Origin of the sequence: Streptomyces sp. NPDC051286, assembly GCF_044455345.1 — a bacterium.
Classification (GTDB): Bacteria; Actinomycetota; Actinomycetes; order Streptomycetales; family Streptomycetaceae; genus Streptomyces.
In genome coordinates this window covers 588,872-607,626 of record NZ_JBITER010000001.1, presented here as the reverse complement: position 1 = coordinate 607,626, position 18,755 = coordinate 588,872, and the positions used below count along the sequence as shown (strand labels likewise).

General features: G+C 69.3%; 13 protein-coding genes. 9 read left to right on the top strand and 4 right to left on the bottom strand.

Features of this window, described 5'->3' with window-relative positions:
- Window positions 1-104 precede the first annotated feature (104 nt).
- A complete protein-coding gene (gene hrpB, locus ACIBB8_RS02725) occupies window positions 105-2,615 on the top strand; it encodes an ATP-dependent helicase HrpB (protein ID WP_398948589.1) in 2,511 nt (836 codons plus the stop codon).
- On the opposite strand, the gene ACIBB8_RS02720 is transcribed toward hrpB, so the two are convergent.
- The 3 genes from ACIBB8_RS02720 to ACIBB8_RS02710 all read right to left on the bottom strand — a co-directional run bounded on the left by ACIBB8_RS02720 (window position 2,602) and on the right by ACIBB8_RS02710 (window position 5,549).
- Complete coding sequence (locus ACIBB8_RS02720) at window positions 2,602-3,591, bottom strand: DUF3068 domain-containing protein (RefSeq protein ID WP_398948588.1); 990 nt, start codon at window positions 3,589-3,591, stop codon at window positions 2,602-2,604. The genes hrpB and ACIBB8_RS02720 overlap by 14 nt on opposite strands.
- Window positions 3,592-3,603: 12 nt before the next feature.
- Window positions 3,604-3,741, bottom strand: coding sequence for an SPW_0924 family protein (locus tag ACIBB8_RS02715; RefSeq protein ID WP_398948587.1), 138 nt, complete (start codon window positions 3,739-3,741; stop codon window positions 3,604-3,606).
- A gap of 152 nt (window positions 3,742-3,893) precedes the next feature.
- The gene (locus ACIBB8_RS02710; RefSeq protein ID WP_398948585.1) at window positions 3,894-5,549 is read right to left on the bottom strand and encodes a lytic transglycosylase domain-containing protein; all 1,656 of its coding nucleotides are present in this window, start codon (window positions 5,547-5,549) and stop codon (window positions 3,894-3,896) included.
- Window positions 5,550-5,759: 210 nt separating this feature from the next.
- Between ACIBB8_RS02710 and ACIBB8_RS02705 the strand changes: the two genes are divergently transcribed.
- The gene (locus tag ACIBB8_RS02705; RefSeq protein WP_398948584.1) at window positions 5,760-6,629 is read left to right on the top strand and encodes a DUF4184 family protein; all 870 of its coding nucleotides are present in this window, start codon (window positions 5,760-5,762) and stop codon (window positions 6,627-6,629) included.
- A gap of 34 nt (window positions 6,630-6,663) precedes the next feature.
- Here the strand turns inward: ACIBB8_RS02705 and polA are convergent, their stop codons facing one another.
- Entirely contained in the window at window positions 6,664-9,375 is a 2,712-nt protein-coding gene (polA, locus tag ACIBB8_RS02700; protein WP_398948582.1) for a DNA polymerase I, read from the bottom strand.
- A 158-nt stretch (window positions 9,376-9,533) separates the two neighbouring features.
- On the opposite strand from polA, the gene ACIBB8_RS02695 reads away from it, so the two are divergent.
- The 7 genes from ACIBB8_RS02695 to ACIBB8_RS02665 all read left to right on the top strand — a co-directional run bounded on the left by ACIBB8_RS02695 (window position 9,534) and on the right by ACIBB8_RS02665 (window position 18,743).
- The gene (locus ACIBB8_RS02695; protein WP_398948580.1) at window positions 9,534-11,810 is read left to right on the top strand and encodes an FdhF/YdeP family oxidoreductase; all 2,277 of its coding nucleotides are present in this window, start codon (window positions 9,534-9,536) and stop codon (window positions 11,808-11,810) included.
- 132 nt (window positions 11,811-11,942) lie between these two features.
- A complete protein-coding gene (locus ACIBB8_RS02690; protein WP_398948579.1) occupies window positions 11,943-12,413 on the top strand; it encodes a PaaI family thioesterase in 471 nt (156 codons plus the stop codon).
- 636 nt (window positions 12,414-13,049) lie between these two features.
- Window positions 13,050-14,264: a branched-chain amino acid ABC transporter substrate-binding protein gene (locus ACIBB8_RS02685; RefSeq protein WP_398948729.1), complete on the top strand. Its 1,215-nt coding sequence runs from the start codon at window positions 13,050-13,052 to the stop codon at window positions 14,262-14,264.
- 105 nt (window positions 14,265-14,369) lie between these two features.
- On the top strand, window positions 14,370-15,299 hold the full coding sequence (locus ACIBB8_RS02680; protein WP_398948578.1) for a branched-chain amino acid ABC transporter permease: 930 nt from the start codon (window positions 14,370-14,372) through the stop codon (window positions 15,297-15,299).
- A 5-nt stretch (window positions 15,300-15,304) separates the two neighbouring features.
- The gene (locus tag ACIBB8_RS02675) at window positions 15,305-17,104 is read left to right on the top strand and encodes a branched-chain amino acid ABC transporter permease (protein ID WP_398948576.1); all 1,800 of its coding nucleotides are present in this window, start codon (window positions 15,305-15,307) and stop codon (window positions 17,102-17,104) included.
- A gap of 5 nt (window positions 17,105-17,109) precedes the next feature.
- Entirely contained in the window at window positions 17,110-18,030 is a 921-nt protein-coding gene (locus ACIBB8_RS02670) for an ABC transporter ATP-binding protein (protein ID WP_398948728.1), read from the top strand.
- A complete protein-coding gene (locus ACIBB8_RS02665) occupies window positions 18,027-18,743 on the top strand; it encodes an ABC transporter ATP-binding protein (RefSeq protein WP_398948575.1) in 717 nt (238 codons plus the stop codon). The genes ACIBB8_RS02670 and ACIBB8_RS02665 overlap by 4 nt, the downstream gene beginning before the upstream one ends.
- Window positions 18,744-18,755 lie beyond the last annotated feature (12 nt).

Genomic DNA, 18,755 nt, shown 5'->3' with positions numbered 1-18,755 from the left:
TGACCTTCGGCCGGATGTCACCCGACAGGCTCTCAGCCCTGGTCGTGCGCGACCGGCCGCTCCCGCCGTACGGCCCCGGACACCCTTCGTACGACACTGGGGGCGTGATCCGTACCGACGCCCTCGACCGGCTGCCCGTCCGTACCGCCGTGCCCGCGCTCCGGCAGGCGCTCGACGACCGGGGTGTCGCGGTGCTCTGCGCGCCGCCCGGCACGGGCAAGACGACGCTGGTCCCGCTGGTCCTCGCCGGCCTGGTCGGCGACGGCCCCGCGCGCCGCGTGGTGGTCGCCGAACCGCGCCGGATCGCGGCCCGCGCGGCGGCGCGGCGCATGGCGTGGCTCCTCGGGGAGCAGACCGGGCAGCGGGTGGGATTCACGGTCCGCGGGGAGCGTGTGGTGGGGCGCGGCACGGTGGTGGAGGTGGTGACCACCGGTGTGCTCCTGCAACGGCTCCAGCGCGACCAGGAGCTCGCCGGGGTCGATGCGGTGATCATCGACGAGTGTCATGAACGGCATCTGGACGCGGACACGGTCGCCGCCTTCCTCCTCGACGTACGGGAGGCGATCCGGCCCGATCTGCGGCTGGTCGCCGCGTCGGCGACGACGGACGCGCAGGGGTGGGCGCGACTGCTCGGCGATGCGCCGGTGGTCGAGGCGCAGGGCGTGTCGCACCCGGTGGAGGTGGTGTGGGCGCCGCCGGTGAGGCCGGTCGGGCCGCCGCACGGGATGCGGGTCGACCCGGCGCTGCTGACGCATGTCGCCTCGGTGGTGCGCCGGGCGCTCGCCGAGCGGGACGGCGACGTGCTCTGCTTCCTGCCCGGGGTCGGGGAGATCGGCCGGGTGGCGGGACAGCTGGCGGGGGTGCCCGCGGAGGTGCTGCAGGTGCACGGGCGGGCACCGGCGGCGGTGCAGGACGCGGTGCTGGCGGGCTCGTCCGAGCGGCGCCGGGTGGTGCTGGCGACCTCCGTCGCGGAGTCGTCGCTGACGGTGCCGGGGGTGCGGATCGTCGTCGACTCGGGCCTGGCCAGGGAGCCGCGTACCGATCATGCCCGCGGACTGAGTGCGCTGACGACCGTGCGGGCCTCGCAGGCCACCGGGAGGCAGCGGGCGGGCCGGGCGGGACGAGAGGCGCCGGGCGCGGTGTACCGGTGCTGGGAACAGGCGGAGGACGGGCGGCTCGCCCGGTTCCCGTCAGCGGAGATCAAGGTGGCCGATCTGGCGGCGTTCGCCCTGCAGGCAGCCTGCTGGGGCGATCCGGACGCGTCGGGGCTGGCGCTGCTCGACCCCCCGCCCGCCGGTGCGATGGGGGCGGCCCGCGAGGTCCTGACAGCCGTCGGAGCGGTGGACGCGGCCGGCCGGGTGACCGACCGGGGCGTACGGATGTCACGGCTCGGCCTGCATCCCCGGCTCGCCCGCGCGCTGCTGGACGGCGCGGCCGAGGCGGGCGGGCGCCGGGCGGCGGAGGTGGTGGCGCTGCTGAGCGAGGAGCCGCCGCGGGAGTACGGGGACGACCTGGCGGTGGCGCTGCGTACCGCCCGGCGGGGCGGCGACGGCTACGCGGCGCGCTGGCGGCAGGAAGTGCGGCGGCTGTCGTCGTCCCTGGAAGGCGCCCGCGACGGTTCCGGCACGGGTTCCGGCACGGATGATGCCGCCGTCGGCCTGGTGGCCGCGCTGGCGTTCCCGGAGCGGGTGGCGCGGGCCCGCGGCGAAGGCACGTTCCTGATGGCGTCGGGGACGGGCGCGGAGCTTCGGGACGGATCGCGGCTGCGCAGCGCACCCTGGCTGGCCGTCGCGGTCGCTGACCGCCCGGCGCACGCGGCGTCCGCACGGGTGCGGCTCGCAGCCGTCATCGACGAGGACACGGCGCGGCAGGCCGCCGGGCATCTGCGGTTCGCGGGCGAGGAGGTCAGGTGGGACGGCCAGGACGTGGTTGCCCGCTCCGTGGAACGCCTGGGCGCTGTCGAACTGTCCGTGCGCGCGCTGAAGCAGCCGGACCCCGCACTGGTGCGGGCAGCGCTCGTCGACGGATTGCGGCGCGAGGGGCTCGGCCTGCTGCGCTGGACCCGGGAGACCGAGCAGCTGCGCGAGCGGCTCACCTTCCTGCACCGGGAGCTGGGGGTCCCGTGGCCCGATGTGTCGGACGTCGCGCTGCTGTCGCGTACCGAGGAATGGCTGGAGCCCGAGCTGTCACGGGCCCGCCGCCGCTCCGACCTGGCCCGCATCGACGCCGGGCAGGCGCTGCGGCGGCTCCTGCCGTGGGCGACGGGCGAGGCGGCCCGGCTGGACGAGCTGGCGCCCGAGCGGATCGAGGTGCCGAGCGGGTCCCGGATCCGGGTCGAGTACGGCGGGGCGCAGCCCGTGCTCGCGGTGAAGCTCCAGGAACTGTTCGGTCTCACCGAGACACCGGAGGTGGCCGGGGTGCCGGTCCTCGTGCACCTGCTCTCCCCCGCCGGCCGCCCGGCGGCGGTCACCGCCGATCTGGCGTCCTTCTGGCAGGACGGCTACCAGGCGGTGCGGGCGGAGCTGCGCGGCCGTTATCCGAAGCATCCGTGGCCGGAGGACCCGACGACGGTCGCGGCGACCCGGTACACCTCGGCGCGGCTCAGGCGGGACTAGGGCGGGTGCGGCCGCCGCCTCCGGCTCCCGGCCGCCGGGACCGTGCCTCCAGCCACAGTGCGAGCGCCAGCAGCCCGGCGGCAAGGATCAGGAAACCCCTGGGCAGGTACGAGGTGAGCAGCAGGATCAGCACACGCTGGGACGAGACCAGTGCGACGGTGGACTCGATGTAGTCCTCGCGCATCTTCACGTGTCCGGCGAACGCGGTGACCGTGTCCTCGGGCATTCCCATCGCCTTCGCGTTGCGCAGCTCCTCCTTGTGGATCTCCTCGCCGTTGACGGGCGCGCCGGTGACCGGGTCGACCCAGAACATCCGCTTGGTGGTGTACCAGCGGGTCATGCCCGTCTTGGCGACCTGCGCGGCGGTCACGCCCTCGATCGGCATCTTCTTCGGCATCGGGACCTTGGTCCACGGGATCGTCTGCTCGAAGTAGTAGACGTCCATACCGCGGAACGTCCGGGTGCCCCGGTAGTGGATCGGCGAGCTGGTGCGGGTCTGGGCGTCGAAGTACTCGTGGTCACGTTTCTCGGTGAGGAACGGCCATTTGAACTCGATGCCCTCGCGGTCGACGGGGTCGCCGTCGACGCTCTCGCCGGTGGCGTGGACGGGGGCCTGGCTGTGCGCGTCGAAGATGTAGCGCTCGGGGATCTGCGAGACCATCGCGCCGTTCGGGCCGACCATGTAGCTGAGGGTGTCCCAGACGACGACGTCGCGGCCGGCGCTGCGCTCGATCTTCTCGGCCTCCTCCACATTGCCCTTGAGGGTCTGCACGATGGTGACCTTGGGGACCTGCTTGACCTTCATGCCGTCGTTGTAGTCGAGGAGCGTGGCGGGCTTCGCCTCCAGAACCATCTCCTGGTACTGGCTCGGCGGTACCTTCGCCAGCCGAGGGAACACGTACCAGCGCAGCAGTGGCGACAGCGCGGCGAAGAACACGGCGAAGGCCAGGAGTACGAGTCCGGCTCGGCGGCGCATGGCGCCCTCCCTCTACTTCTTGGGTCCGGGGATGGTGGTCAGCAGGGGTTTGGGCGAGGTCTCGCCGGGTGGTGCACCGATCGCGGTGACCGTGAACACGAGGGCGAGGGCCGCGGCCAGCCCGATGGCGGCGGCGATGACGGCACGCATGCTCGGCCTCCCGGAGAGCGCGGATCTGACAGGGCGTCAGGGTTGGGGCACGGTAGCAACGGAGACGCGAGATGAGAACACGTGAAGCAGCCCCTGTGCCGGGTGGTGGCACAGGGGCTGCTTGAGGACGCCGTACGGCTCCGGGGCTGTCGTCAGGCGGCGGGCGCCTCGACGTCGAGCTCGATGACGACGGTGGCGCCGCCCTCGGTGGTCAGGCGGAGCCGGTACGTGCCCGTGGTGTCGTCGGCGTAGATCTTCGGGAGCGTCAGCGTGCCGTCGGCGCCGGTCTTCAGGTCCGTCAGGGTGCGGACCGGGTTGCCGCCCGCGTCCTTGAAGTACGGGCCCTTGTCGTTCTCCACCGGCGTGCCCCCGTCGGTGATCATCGTCGCGGTGACGGCGACACCGGACGCGACCGCACCCCGGTACGTCGCCTTGACCGCGACGGTGTCGGCGAACTCGGCGCCGGGGGCGGCGGTCAGTGCCTTGCCGTCGGTCCTGGCGATCGCGTCGGCCTGCCGGGCCGTCACGGTCGCGGTGTACGGGACGGCCGGCAGCGACCGTCCGGTGGCGATGGCCCGGACCGTGAACCGGCCCGTCTTCTCGCCCGCTTGCAGCACCGGAGCCGTCACCGTGCCGTCGGCCCCGGTGGTCAGGGTGACCGAGCTCTTCCCGCCCTCGAAGCGGGCGTCGGTGTCACCGGCGATGGTGAAGGTGACGGACACCTTGGCGAGCGGGCCGCCCAGACTGTTCTTCGCCCGCACCTTGATCCGTTCGGCGAACGCGTCGCCCGCGGTGGCGGTCAGCTTGCCGGTTCCCGCGTTCTCCACGGCGCCGAGGGTCTGCGCCGGTGTCGGCTTGGGGCTCGGCTGGGGGTTCGTCGAACCGCCGCCCGGCTTCGAAGGCTTCGGGTCCGGCTTTCGGCTCGGGGGCGGGGTCGGCGACGGCGACGTGCCGGGGTGCGGGCTCGGGTCCGTACCACCGCCGAGGGGCGGCGGGACGACGCCGCTGCCGTCGGGGACCTCGTGCGTGCCGCGCCTGTAGTAGTCGAACCAGGAACGGACCGTACGGAGGTATTCGTTGGAGTGGTTGTAGCTGAGGACCGCCCGGTCGAGATCGGCCGCCACCGCCAGGTCGCGCGACCCGGCGCAGAGATAGTGCCCCGCGGCGAGCGCCGCGTCGTAGATGTTGTTGGGGTCCTTGCGGCCGTCGCCGTTGCCGTCCTGTCCCCACGTCGCCCACGTCGACGGGATGAACTGCATCGGGCCGACCGCACGGTCGTGCGTCGAATCCCCGTCGTACACCCCGTTGTCGGTGTCCTTGATCATGGCGAAGCCCTGACCGTTGAGGACCGGACCGAGAATCGGGGAGAACGTGGTGCCGTTCGCGTCGACCCGGCCGCCACGGGCCTGGCCGGACTCGACCTTCCCGATCGCGGCGAGGAGCTGCCACGGCAGCCGGCAGGCCGCGTCGGTGTCCGCGAGAGACCGCTCGGCCTTCTTGTACGCGGCCAGAACCGAAGCCGGTATGCCCGATTGCGCACTGCCGGTGATCGGCAGATTCGTCGACGCACTGGGCTTGTTGGGGCTGACCAGCGGGGGCAGGTCCGTGTAGTACGGCGAGTTGCCGGTGGCCGCGGGGTCGTCGGACGGTATGGAACCGGCGGCCGGCTGGTCACCACCGGTGTCACCGCCGGCCGATGCGAGTACCGCACCGGGGCCTTGCGAGGCGGCGAGCGCCGCCACAGCAACTGCGGCCACCGCAGTGGTGGTCGCCCCTCGGCGCAGTCGGCGGCCGAATTGCGCTGCCATACGTCTGATCCCTCCCCGTCGACGGCTGCCCGCGCTCCCCAGCGCAAGGACTCAGGCGACCCTACGGCAACTTGTGCCGCTCGAACACAGTGACCTGACCGCTTCTTACCGGTATTTCACGTTGTGGACCGCAAGTTGTACGACGGGCGTCGCCTGTACATCGCATGAACACCCGGATCAGCGCCGGCGTGCTCACGCATACTTGCCGCCATGCCGTTCACCCTGAGCCATGCCGCCGCCGTCCTCCCGGTGATCCGCCGGAACGGCACCGCGCGCGGACCGCTCCTTGCCTCGGCGCTCGTCGCCGGTTCGTTCGCCCCTGACATGACGTACTACGCGGACACGGCGATCCCGGGCGCGATGGAGTTCGGAGCGGTCACCCACGCGGCAGGGGGCGTGTTCACGGTGGACGTCCTGATCACCGCGGCCGTGACGGCCCTGTGGCTGCTGCTGCGCGAACCACTGGTGGCACTGCTCCCGCGACGCCGGCAGGGGCGCGTGTACACCTTCGTACGGGGAGAGCGGCGCGGCCCGTGGGGGGTGCGCGACGGTGCGTGGTTCGTGCTGTCGTCGATCCTCGGGGCGGGCAGCCATGTGGTGTGGGACGCATTCACCCATCACGACCGGTGGGGCACCCGGCTGGTGCCGGTGCTGGGCGAGAGCATCGGCGGATTTCCGGTGTTCCAGTACGTGCAGTACGGCAGTTCGGCCGCGGCACTGACCGTCCTCACCTGGTTCACCGTGTCAGGGCTGCGACGGACCGGGGCCCGCCCCGCCCCGCCGTCCCTACCCGCCCTCGACCACCGGGACCGGTGGTACGCGGGCGCCCTGCTGAGCCTCTGCGTGCTGCTCGGCATCGTCCACCGGTGCACCCGCTGGTACACGTACTTCGGGCACATCGACACACCACTGGACATCATCCCCACCGCCTGCTTCGGCGCCGGAGCCGGCCTCGCCGCCGGACTGGTGCTGTACGGGGTGTGGTTCCGTCTCCGCGAACGGAGACGGAACCGGCCGCCCACCGGGGCCGCGGATCCCGGCCGCCGGACGGACCTCGTATCGAGCCCGCCCGGCGACTGAGCACCGTACGACCGTCGGGACCGTCCCGCTCACGTCAGTGCGCGGCGGACTCCCAGTCCGCACCCACACCGACCGACACATCCAGCGGGGCACGCAGCTGCACCGCCGTCGACATCTCGTGGCGCAGGATCTCCTCCACCTGCTTCCGCTCGCCCTTGGCGATCTCCAGCACGATTTCGTCGTGGACCTGGAGCAGCATCCGGGATTTCAACTGCGCCTCGGTGAGCGCCCGGTCGACCTGAAGCATGGCGACCTTGACGATGTCCGCCGCCGTGCCCTGGATCGGTGCGTTCAGCGCCATCCGCTCAGCCGTCTCGCGGCGCTGCCGGTTGTCGCTGTTCAGGTCCGGGAGGTAGCGGCGGCGACCGAAGACCGTCTCCGTGTAGCCGGTGGCCCGGGCCTCCTCCACCACCCGGTGCAGATAGTCACGGACCCCGCCGAACCGCTCGAAGTACGTGTCCATCAGACCGCGCGCCTCGCCCGCCTCGATGTTCAGCTGCTGCGACAGACCGAACGCGGAGAGCCCGTACGCGAGCCCGTAACTCATCGCCTTGATCTTGCGGCGCATCTCCGCGTCGACAGCGGACTTGTCGACACCGAAAACCTGCGAGGCCACCGTGGTGTGCAGGTCCTCACCGGACGTGAACGCCTCGATCAGGCCCGCGTCCTCCGACAGGTGGGCCATCACCCGCAGTTCGATCTGGCTGTAGTCCGCCGTCATCAGCGTCTCGAACCCGTCGCCGACGACGAAACCGCGCCGGATCGCCCGGCCCTCGTCCGTGCGGACCGGAATGTTCTGCAGATTGGGGTCGGTCGACGAGAGCCGGCCGGTCGCCGCGACCGTCTGGTTGAACGTCGTGTGGATGCGGCCGTCCGCCGCGATCGTCTTGACCAGGCCCTCGACCGTCACCCGCAGCTTCGCCTGCTCGCGATGGCGCAGCATGATGATCGGCAGCTCGTGCTCCGTCTGCACCGCCAGCCACGCCAGCGCATCCGCGTCCGTCGTGTAACCCGTCTTCGTCTTCTTCGTCTTCGGCAGCCCCAGCTCACCGAAGAGAACCTCCTGAAGCTGCTTGGGCGACCCGAGGTTGAACTCACGGCCCACCGCGGCGTGCGCCTCCTTCACCGCCTGCTGCACCGCACCGGCGAACTGCTGCTCCATGCCTTCCAGATGCTCCCGGTCCGCTGCGATGCCGTGCCGCTCCAGGCGGGCCAGCAGCGCGGATGTCGGCAGCTCCATGTCGTGCAGCAGCCCGGCGGCGCCGACCTCCTGCAGCCGCACGGTGAACGCCTCGCCCAGATCAAGGACCGCACGGGCCTGCGCCATCAGCGCCTCGGCCTCCGCCTGGTCGTCCGCACCGAACGCCAGCTGCCCGTCGGACGCCGCCGCGGGGGCCAGCTCCCGGCCCAGATACTCCACCGACAAGGCGTCCAGCGCGAAGGACCGCCGGCCGGGCTTGACCAGATACGCGGCCAGCGCCGTGTCCATCGTGACGCCGTCGACCTGCCAGCCGTGCTCCGGGAAGACCCGCATCGCACTCTTCGCGTTGTGCATGACCTTCGGCTGCCCGGCATCCGCGATCCAGGCGGCGAACGCCCGCTCGTCCCCCTCGTCGAGCCGCGCCGGGTCGAACCACGCCGCCGCCCCGTCCCCCGCGGCCAGCGCGATCTCCGTGACACTGCCGGTGCCCAGCGCCCACGTGTCCACCGAGGCGACACCCAGCGGCTGCCCGCCGTGCTCGGCCAGCCACGGCGCGAGCTCACCGGCACCCAGCACCGCACCGTCCAGCTCGACGCCCGCGGCAGGAGCCGGGGACTCGTCCTCGGCAGCGCCAGGGTCCACGGCCAGCAGCCGCTCCCGCAGGCTCGGGTTACGGATCTCCAGCACATCCAGCACACCCTTGACCGCCGAGCGGTCGTACGGCGCACGCTCCAGATCCTGCGGAGCCTTCGACAACTCCACATCCCGGACCATCTCGGTCAGCCGCCGGTTCAGCTTCACGGACTCCAGATGGTCCCGGAAATTCTGCCCGGCCTTCCCCTTGACCTCGTCGGCGCGCGCGACCAGCTCGTCGAACGAACCGAACTGATTGATCCACTTCGCGGCCGTCTTCTCACCGACCCCCGGAATACCCGGCAGATTGTCCGACGGGTCCCCGCGCAGCGCCGCGAAGTCCGGGTACTGCTGCGGTGACAGCCCGTACTTCTCCTCGACCTTCGCCGGGGTGAACCGCGTCAGCTCCGACACACCCTTCGTCGGGTACAGCACCGTGACGTTGTCGGTGATCAACTGGAACGAATCCCGGTCACCGGTGACGATCAGCACCTCGAACCCGGCCGCCTCTGCCTGCGTCGCCAGCGTGGCGATCACATCGTCCGCCTCGAAACCGTCGACCGCGAAACGATCGGCATGCATCGCGTCCAGCAGCTCGCCGATCAGCTCGACCTGCCCCCTGAACTCGTCCGGCGTCTTCGAACGGGTCGCCTTGTACTCCGGGAACTCCTGCGACCGCCATGTCTTGCGCGAGACATCGAATGCCACCGCGAAATGCGTGGGCGCCTCGTCACGCAGCGTGTTCGCCAGCATCGATGCGAAGCCGTACACCGCGTTCGTCGGCTGCCCCGCCCCTGTCGTGAAATTCTCCGCAGGCAGCGCAAAGAACGCCCGGTACGCCAGGGAGTGCCCGTCCATCAGGAGCAGGCGCGGTCGGTTGTCTGCCGTCTTCTTCGATGCCGTCTCAGCCACGCCCCCGATCCTGCCACGGACCACCGACAATCCGGACCGCACACCACTCGCCCGGCACCCGCCCCGCGCCGCGTGACACGATCGCCGGAGACAGAAGAACACGGAAACACCCGAAGCGACACCGCGCAGGTTCGCAGCTGGCTCAAAGGGGAGCAGACATGGCCACCAAACCGCCCACCGGTGACCCGGTCCAGGACGCACCACACGTCGAACCGGCCCAGCACGCCGCCGCCGGACTGCCCGCCGTCGCCCACAGCCTGCGCATCGCCCACCAGCAGATGGGCATCCGCCGCACCGCCCAGACCCTCCTCAAGGTCAACCAGAAGGACGGCTTCGACTGCCCCGGCTGCGCCTGGCCCGAGGGCGACAAACGCCACACCGCCGAATTCTGCGAGAACGGCGCCAAGGCCGTCGCCGAAGAAGCCACCCTGCGCCGCGTCACCCCCGACTTCTTCGCCGCCCACCCCGTGGCCGACCTGGCCACCCGCAGCGGCTACTGGCTCGGCCAGCAGGGCCGCATCACCCAGCCGATGTACCTGCCCGAAGGCGCCGACCGGTACGAGGCAGTGACCTGGGAACACGCCTTCGAGATCATCGCCGGGGAACTGCGCACCCTCCGCTCCCCCGACGAAGCGCTCTTCTACACCTCCGGCCGCACCAGCAACGAGGCCGCGTTCCTGCTCCAGCTGTTCGCCCGCGAATTCGGCACCAACAACCTGCCGGACTGCTCCAACATGTGCCACGAGTCCTCCGGCTCCGCCCTCACGGAGACCATCGGCATCGGCAAGGGCAGCGTCTCCCTCGAGGACCTCCACCAGGCCGACCTGATCATCGTCGCCGGACAGAACCCCGGCACCAACCACCCCCGGATGCTCTCCGCCCTGGAGAAGGCCAAATCCGCAGGCGCCAGGATCATCTCGGTGAACCCACTGCCCGAAGCCGGCCTGGAACGGTTCAAGAACCCGCAGACACCCCAGGGCATGATCAAGGGCACCGCCCTCAACGACCTCTTCCTGCAGATCCGCATCGGAGGCGACCAGGCACTCTTCCGGCTCCTCAACAAGATGATCCTGGAGACCGAAGACGCCGTCGACGACACCTTCGTACGCGAACACACCCACGGGTACGAGGAATTCGCCGCCGCCGCCCGCGCCGCCGACTGGGACGAGACCCTCACCGCCACCGGACTCGACCGCGCCACCATCGAGCAGGCCCTCACCATGATCCTCGCCTCGAAGCGCACCATCGTCTGCTGGGCCATGGGCCTCACCCAGCACAAACACTCCGTCCCCACCATCCGCGAAGTCGTCAACTTCCTCCTGCTCCGCGGCAACATCGGACGGCCCGGCGCCGGAGTCTGCCCCGTCCGCGGCCACTCCAACGTCCAGGGCGACCGCACCATGGGAATCTTCGAACGCCCCGCCCCCGCATTCCTCGACGCCCTCGACAAGGAATTCGGCATCACCTCACCACGCCACCACGGCTACGACGTCGTCCGCTCCATCCAGGCCCTCCGCGACGGCGACGCCAAGATCTTCTTCGCCATGGGCGGCAACTTCGTCGCGGCCACCCCCGACACCAACGTCACCGAGGCCGCCATGCGCCGCGCCCGCCTCACCGTCCACGTATCGACCAAGCTCAACCGCTCGCACGCCGTCACCGGCACCCGCGCCCTGATCCTGCCCACCCTCGGCCGCACCGACAAGGACGTCCAGGCAAGCGGCAAACAGTTCGTCACCGTCGAGGACTCCATGAGCATGGTCCACGCCTCCCGCGGCAACCTCACCCCCGCAAGCCCCCACCTGCTCTCCGAACCCGCCATCGTCGCCCGCCTCGCCCGCGCCGTCCTCGGCCCCCGATCCACCACCCCCTGGGAAGAGTTCGAGAAGGACTACGCAACGATCCGCGACCGCATCTCCCGCGTCGTCCCCGGCTTCGAGAACTACAACGCCCGCATCGCCCACCCCGGCGGATTCACCCTCCCGCACCCCCCGCGCGACTCCCGCCGCTTCCCCACCGCCACCGGCAGGGCCAACTTCACCGCGGCACCCGTCGAATACCCCGAACTCCCCGAAGGCAGACTGCTGTTGCAGACCCTGCGCTCCCACGACCAGTACAACACCACGATCTACGGCCTCGACGACCGCTACCGCGGCATCAAGGGCGGCCGCCGCATCGTCATGGTCAACCCCGACGACGCCCGCACCCTCGGCCTCACCGACGGCGCCTACACCGACCTCGTCAGCGAATGGAAGGACGGCGTCGAACGCCGCGCCCCCGGCTTCCGCATCGTCCACTACCCCACCGCCCGGGGCTGCGCCGCCGCCTACTACCCCGAGACCAATGTGCTCGTCCCGCTCGATTCCACCGCCGACACCAGCAACACCCCCGCGAGCAAGTCCGTCGTCGTCCGCTTCGAGAACATCAAGGAGTAGGACGTCCGGGACCAGAGCGTCCGGAGACAATCCGCACACCCAACCCACTAAGCGTTCGCTCAGTCGTCTGATAAGAACAATGCACACAGCAAGAGAACGACGAACCACCGCAGACGATCGGAGCCGGACCCCATGGGCGAGCACACCGCACCCAAGTTCCCCCAGGAGATCATCGACGAGTACGCCACCCTCGGTGTCGACCTGCCCGCACTTTTCTCCGCCGGACACCTCGGCGAACGCATGGGCATCCAGATCGTCGAAGCCTCCGCGGACCGCGTCGTCGGCACCATGCCCGTCGAAGGCAACACCCAGCCCTACGGACTCCTGCACGGCGGCGCCTCCGCCGTCCTTGCCGAAACCCTCGGCTCCGTCGGCACCATGCTCCACGGCGGCGCCACCAAGATCGCCGTCGGCGTCGACCTGAACTGCACCCATCACCGAGGGGTACGGAGCGGACTCGTCACCGGCACCGCCACCCCCGTACACCGCGGCCGCTCCACCGCCACCTACGAGATCGTCATCACCGACGAGCACGACAAGCGGGTCTGCACCGCCCGGCTGACCTGTCTGCTCCGCGACGCCCCCAAGACTGCCGCCGCCTGACCCGCCGTCACCAAAAAACACACCTCTGCCCGGCCGGATGGAAAATCCGGCCGGGCAGAGCCATATCCACCCACAACAAGCCACCCACACAAGAACGTTGAACAACCTCCACACCCAACACTCTTGACCCCACAACTCGTTGTATGGCCCACTCAGCAGCCACACACGACCCACCGACAACACAGGGCGTGGACCACACACCCCCCGGCGTCACACTGCGTAACAAACGCGCAAAACCGAAGCGCCGCCGGGCAGCACAAAGAACCCGGCCCCGCAGACACCGGGCACCCCGTCGCGCTCCCACGCCCCCGACCACGCGACAGCACCAAGATCGCCTCAAGCCCCTTAGCAGAGCTGCGCGTTCTCAGAATGCGGTCACTTCGTCGTCCAGTAAAAAGCCGTACATGTCCCCACAGCCACCTCAAGCCTTCCTCAACGGCATAACAAGACAGTCACATCCTCCGCCGACCCATCCCCGACTCCGCCACCTACGCCTAGAGTCACGGCCAGTCACCGCGCCGCCGGGCGCGTCTGCAGCACGGCCCTGTACCAACCCAGTACGGCCCGGCGAACGACACGGCACCTCAAGCAGAGGAGGCCGCGCCAGGGAAAGGACCTTTCGTGCGACACCGTTCTTTGCTCATCCTCACCACAGTGCTCACCACAGGAGCACTGACGCTCACCGCCTGCGGGTCGCGCGACGACGGCAAGAAGAGCAGCAGCGGCGGCGACAACCAGACCGTCGTCATCGGCGTCGACGCGCCCCTGACCGGCGACCTCTCCGCCCTCGGCCTCGGCATCAAGAACTCCGCCGACCTCGCCGCCAAGATGGCGAACAAGGACAAGACCGTCCCCGGCATCACCTTCGAGGTCCAGCCGCTCGACGACCAGGCGCAGCCCTCCGTCGGCCAGCAGAACGCCACCAAGTTCATCGACAACAAGAAGGTCGTCGGCGTTGTCGGCCCCCTGAACTCCGGTGTCTCCCAGTCGATGCAGAAGCCGCTCAACGACGCCGGCCTCACCCAGATCTCCCCCGCCAACACGGGCACCGAGCTGACCCAGGGCGACAACTGGAAGACCGGCGACAAGAAGCGCCCCTACAAGACCTACTTCCGCACCGCCACCACGGACCAGATCCAGGGCGCCTTCGCAGCGAAGTACCTCTTCAACAACGCGAAGATCAAGCAGGTCTACCTGATCGACGACCAGAAGCCCTACGGCGCCGGTCTCGCCGCCTCCTTCAAGGCGACGTTCACCGAGCTCGGCGGCAAGATCGTCGGCTCCGACCACGTCAACCCCGACGACCGCGACTTCAACGCCGTCGTCACCAAGGTCAAGAAGTCCGGCGCCAAGGCCGTCTACTACGGCGGTGAGTACCCCGCCGGCGCACCCCTGAGCCAGCAGCTCAAGGACAGCGTCCAGATCCCCCTCATGGGCGGCGACGGCATGTACAGCGCCGACTTCATCAAGCTCAACAAGAAGGCCCAGGGCGACATCGCCACCTCCGTCGGCAAGCCCGTCGAGGAGCTCGACTCCGCCAAGAAGTTCATCGCGGACTACCAGGCGGCCGGCTACAAGGACGCCTACGAGGCCTACGGCGGCGGCACCTACGACGCCACCTGGGCCATCATCGAGGCCGTCAAGGCCGTCGTCGCCGCCAACGACGGCAAGCTTCCCGACGACGCCCGCGCCAAGGTCCTCGAGGCCGTCGGCAAGGTCAGCTTCGACGGCGTCACCGGCCCCGTCGCCTTCGACGAATTCGGCGACACCACCAACACCATGATGACCGCCTACCAGGTCGACGGCGGCAAGTGGGTCTCCAAGCTCAGCGAGGCCTACAAGAAGGACTGACCAAGCCCTCCCGGTCACACAGAACAAAGCAAACCAGACCGCGCGGGAGCGCTACCAGCGCTCCCGCGCGGTGCCATATCCGAACCACTCCACGGAGGCCCTGCGGTGAACGAACTGCCGCAACAGCTGGCCAATGGACTCATCCTCGGCGCGATGTACGGTCTCATCGCGATCGGCTACACGATGGTCTACGGAATCATCCAGCTCATCAACTTCGCCCACGGCGAGATCTTCATGATCGGAGGCTTCGGAGCTCTCACCGTGTACCTCTGGATGCCGGCCGGCTCCAACCTCCTCGCAATCGTCCCCCTCATGATCATCGGCGGCGTCATATGCTCCGTCGCCATCAGCGTCGCAGCCGAACGCTTCGCCTACCGGCCCCTGCGCACCGCCCCCCGACTCGCCCCGCTGATCACCGCGATCGGACTCTCCCTCGCACTCCAGCAGGCCATCTGGAAGTGGTACCCCGACGCCACGAAGGACCACCCCTTCCCCCAGTTCAAGGGCGACGCCTTCGACATCCTCGGCGCCAACATCCAACGCGGTGACCTCTTCGTCCTCATCGCCGCACCCGTCTGCATGATCGCCCTCGGCCTCTTCGTCTCCAAAACCCGCTCCGGCCGCGGCATGCAGGCAACCTCGCAGGACCCCGACACCGCCAAGCTCATGGGCATCAACACCGACCGCATCATCGTCATGGCCTTCGCCATCGGCGCCGCGTTCGCAGCCGTCGCAGCCGTCGCCTACGGGCTCAAGAACGGCCAGATCGGCTTCCGCATGGGCTTCCTCATGGGCCTCAAGGCGTTCACCGCAGCCGTACTCGGCGGCATCGGCAACATCTACGGCGCCATGCTCGGCGGAGTCGTACTCGGCGTCGCCGAATCCCTCGCCACCGGCTACATGAGCGACGTCCCCGGCATGGACCTCTTCGGCGGCGGCGCCTGGAAGGACGTATGGGCCTTCGTCCTCCTCATCGTCGTCCTGCTGCTCCGCCCCCAGGGTCTGCTCGGCGAACGCGTCGCGGATCGGGCGTGATACGGATGACCACCCACACCACACCGGCCCGGGACACGCTCATCCCACTGCCCACCCCCGTCGCCCGCGCCCTCACCGCCGCAGGCGCCGCCATCGCCCTCGCCGGCACCTTCCTCGCCTGGACCTGGACCAGCGACTTCCCCGGCGACCTCACCGTCACCGGCTACCCCGGCGGCCTCCAGATCCTCACCCTCACCAGCGCCGCCCTCACCCTCCTCTTCGTACTCAGCGGATACGGCATCCGAGGACTCGGCTGGCTCACCCCCGGCGGCACCAACAGCCCCGTCCGACTCCTCGCCCTCGGCACCCTCGGCACCACCGGCTACACCATGGGAGCCATCGCCTACGAACTCGGCGGCGTCGTCAACCTCGAACCCGGCGCATGGGTCAGCGGCATCGGCGCACTCATCACCACCATCGCCGCACTCGCACTCCCCAGCGACGAACCACTCCCCGAGCACGAACCCCGGCCCGGCGCCTGGCAGCGCTTCCGCAACAGCCTCACCGCACCCGCGGCACCCCGCGCCAAAGCACTCCCCGCCTGGGCCGAAATCCTCATCATCACCGCGGCCTTCGGCGCCATGCTGTACGTCTTCACCTACGGCATCGACATCCCCACCGACGAATCCGAACAGTTCATCGGCTTCCTCATCACCGCGGCCTTCGCGTTCACCGCCATCACCCGCGCCGGACTCATCTCCCGCATCACCGCGCTGACCACGAAGCACCGCAACGTCGCCCTCACCGCAGCCCTGGTCGCCGCACTCTGCTTCCCCTTCACCCAGGACACCGCGGAATACGCCCTCATCGGCGTCAACATCCTCATCTTCGCGACCGTCGCCCTCGGCCTCAACGTCGTCGTCGGCCTCGCCGGCCTCCTCGACCTCGGCTACGTCGCCTTCCTCGGCGTCGGCGCCTACGCCGCGGCCCTCGTCTCCGGCGCACCACTCTCCGCCATCGGCGTCCACTTCCCTTTCTGGGCCGCCGTCCTCACCGGAGCCGCAGTCTCACTCGTCTTCGGCGTCCTCATCGGCGCCCCGACCCTCCGACTGCGCGGCGACTACCTCGCCATCGTCACCCTCGGCTTCGGAGAGATCTTCCGCGTCACCGTCAACAACCTCAACGGCAACAGCGGACCCGACCTCACCAACGGCTCCCAAGGCATCCCCAGCATCCCGGACCTCAACCTCCTCGGGATCGACTTCGGACTCAGCCACGACATCGGCCCCTTCACCCTCAGCAGGCCCGCCAACTACTACCTGCTGATGCTCGTCGTCACCGCCGTCGTCGTCCTCGTCTTCCGCCGCTCCGGAGAATCCCGCATCGGCCGCGCCTGGGTCGCCATCCGCGAAGACGAAACCGCCGCCACCGCCATGGGCATCAACGCCTTCCGGCTCAAGCTGCTCGCCTTCGCCCTCGGCGCCACCCTCGCCGGCCTCGCCGGCACCGTCCAGGCACACGTCAACTACACCGTGACGCCCGAGCAGTACCAGTTCGCCGGCTCCGTACCCCCCAACTCCGCCTTCCTCCTCGCCGCCGTCATCCTCGGCGGCATGGGAACCCTCAGCGGACCCTTCGTCGGCGCGGCACTGCTCTACCTCATCCCGGCCAAACTCCAGTTCATGAAGGACTACCAGCTGTTCCTCTTCGGCATCGCGCTCATCCTCCTGATGCGCTTCCGTCCCGAAGGCCTCGTCGCCGACCGCAGGAAACAGCTCGAGTTCCACGAGAACGACCCCATCGACGTACCGGAACCACGGCAGTCCGAAGAAACCGGCGCCGGCATCGCCAAGGCGGGGGCGTGACCACCATGACCACCACCACACAAACCGCCACCACCGTCCTCGACGCAAGCGGCGTGACCATGCGCTTCGGCGGCCTCACCGCCGTACGCAACGTCGACCTCACCGTCAACACAGGTGAAATCGTCGGCCTCATCGGACCCAACGGCGCCGGTAAAACCACCTTCTTCAACTGCCTCACCGGGCTCTACGTCCCCACCGAAGGCACAGTCAGCTACAAAGGCACCGTCCTGCCGCCCAAGCCCCACCTCGTCACCCAGGCAGGCATCGCCCGCACCTTCCAGAACATCCGGCTCTTCGCCAACATGACCGTCCTGGAAAACGTCCTCGTCGGACGCCACACCCGCACCAAGGAAGGCCTCTGGTCCGCCCTCCTGCGCCTCCCCGGCTACACCAAAGCCGAGAACGCCAGCCGGGAACGCGCCATGGAACTCCTGGAATTCATCGGCCTCCAGGACAAGGCCGACCACCTCGCGCGCAACCTCCCCTACGGAGACCAGCGCAAGCTGGAAATCGCTCGCGCCCTCGCCAGCGACCCCGGACTCCTGCTCCTCGACGAGCCCACCGCCGGCATGAACCCGCAGGAAACCCGCGTCACCGAAGAACTCATCTTCGCCATCCGCGACCAGGGCATCGCCGTCCTCGTCATCGAGCACGACATGCGGTTCATCTTCAACCTCTGCGACCGCGTCGCCGTCCTCGTCCAGGGCGAGAAGCTCGTCGAAGGCACCTCCGACGTCGTCCAGAGCGACGAACGCGTCGTCGCCGCCTACCTCGGCACCCCCTTCGAAGGCGCTCCCGGCGCCGAAGAAGTCGCCGAAGTCGAAGCAGCGGAAGCCGAAGCACACGCCGAAGCCACCACCGACGACGGCACCAGCACCACCAGCACCACCCGCACCACCCGCACCGAAGAGGAGGACACCCAATGACCGCACTGCTCCAGGTCGAAGACCTCCGCGTCGCCTACGGCAAGATCGAAGCCGTCAAAGGCATCTCCTTCACCGTCGAAGCCGGCCAGGTCGTCACCCTCATCGGCACCAACGGCGCAGGCAAAACCACCACCCTGCGCACCCTCTCCGGCCTCCTCAAGCCCATCGGCGGCCACATCCTCTTCGAGGGCAAACCACTCACCAACATCCCCGCCCACAAGATCGTCTCCCTGGGCCTCGCCCACTCCCCCGAGGGACGCCACATCTTCCCCCGGCTGACGATCACCGAGAACCTCCTCCTCGGCGCCTACCTCCGCAACGACAAAGCAGGCATCGAAAAGGACATCCAGCGCGCCTACGACCTCTTCCCCATCCTCGGAGAACGAAGGAAGCAGGCAGCAGGAACCCTCTCGGGCGGCGAGCAGCAAATGCTCGCCATGGGCCGCGCCCTCATGTCCCAGCCCAAACTGCTCATGCTCGACGAACCCTCCATGGGCCTCTCCCCGATCATGATGCAGAAGATCATGCAGACCATCGTCGAGCTGAAGGCCCAGGGCACCACCATCCTGCTCGTCGAGCAGAACGCCCAGGCCGCACTCTCACTCGCCGACCAGGGCCACGTCATGGAGGTCGGCAAGATCGTCCTCTCCGGCACCGGCCAGAACCTCCTCCACGACGAATCCGTCCGCAAGGCGTACCTCGGCGAGGACTGACCGACACCGCTC

What these genes read in the sequence shown, in the direction of transcription:
- ACIBB8_RS02720 (WP_398948588.1), bottom strand. Translation starts at nt 3,591, where the DNA reads ATGCGCCGCCGAGCCGGACTCGTACTCCTGGCCTTCGCCGTGTTCTTC.
- ACIBB8_RS02715 (WP_398948587.1), bottom strand. Translation starts at nt 3,741, where the DNA reads ATGCGTGCCGTCATCGCCGCCGCCATCGGGCTGGCCGCGGCCCTCGCC.
- ACIBB8_RS02710 (WP_398948585.1), bottom strand. Translation starts at nt 5,549, where the DNA reads ATGGCAGCGCAATTCGGCCGCCGACTGCGCCGAGGGGCGACCACCACT.
- ACIBB8_RS02705 (WP_398948584.1), top strand. Translation starts at nt 5,760, where the DNA reads ATGCCGTTCACCCTGAGCCATGCCGCCGCCGTCCTCCCGGTGATCCGC.
- ACIBB8_RS02695 (WP_398948580.1), top strand. Translation starts at nt 9,534, where the DNA reads ATGGCCACCAAACCGCCCACCGGTGACCCGGTCCAGGACGCACCACAC.
- ACIBB8_RS02690 (WP_398948579.1), top strand. Translation starts at nt 11,943, where the DNA reads ATGGGCGAGCACACCGCACCCAAGTTCCCCCAGGAGATCATCGACGAG.
- ACIBB8_RS02675 (WP_398948576.1), top strand. Translation starts at nt 15,305, where the DNA reads ATGACCACCCACACCACACCGGCCCGGGACACGCTCATCCCACTGCCC.
- ACIBB8_RS02670 (WP_398948728.1), top strand. Translation starts at nt 17,110, where the DNA reads ATGACCACCACCACACAAACCGCCACCACCGTCCTCGACGCAAGCGGC.
- ACIBB8_RS02665 (WP_398948575.1), top strand. Translation starts at nt 18,027, where the DNA reads ATGACCGCACTGCTCCAGGTCGAAGACCTCCGCGTCGCCTACGGCAAG.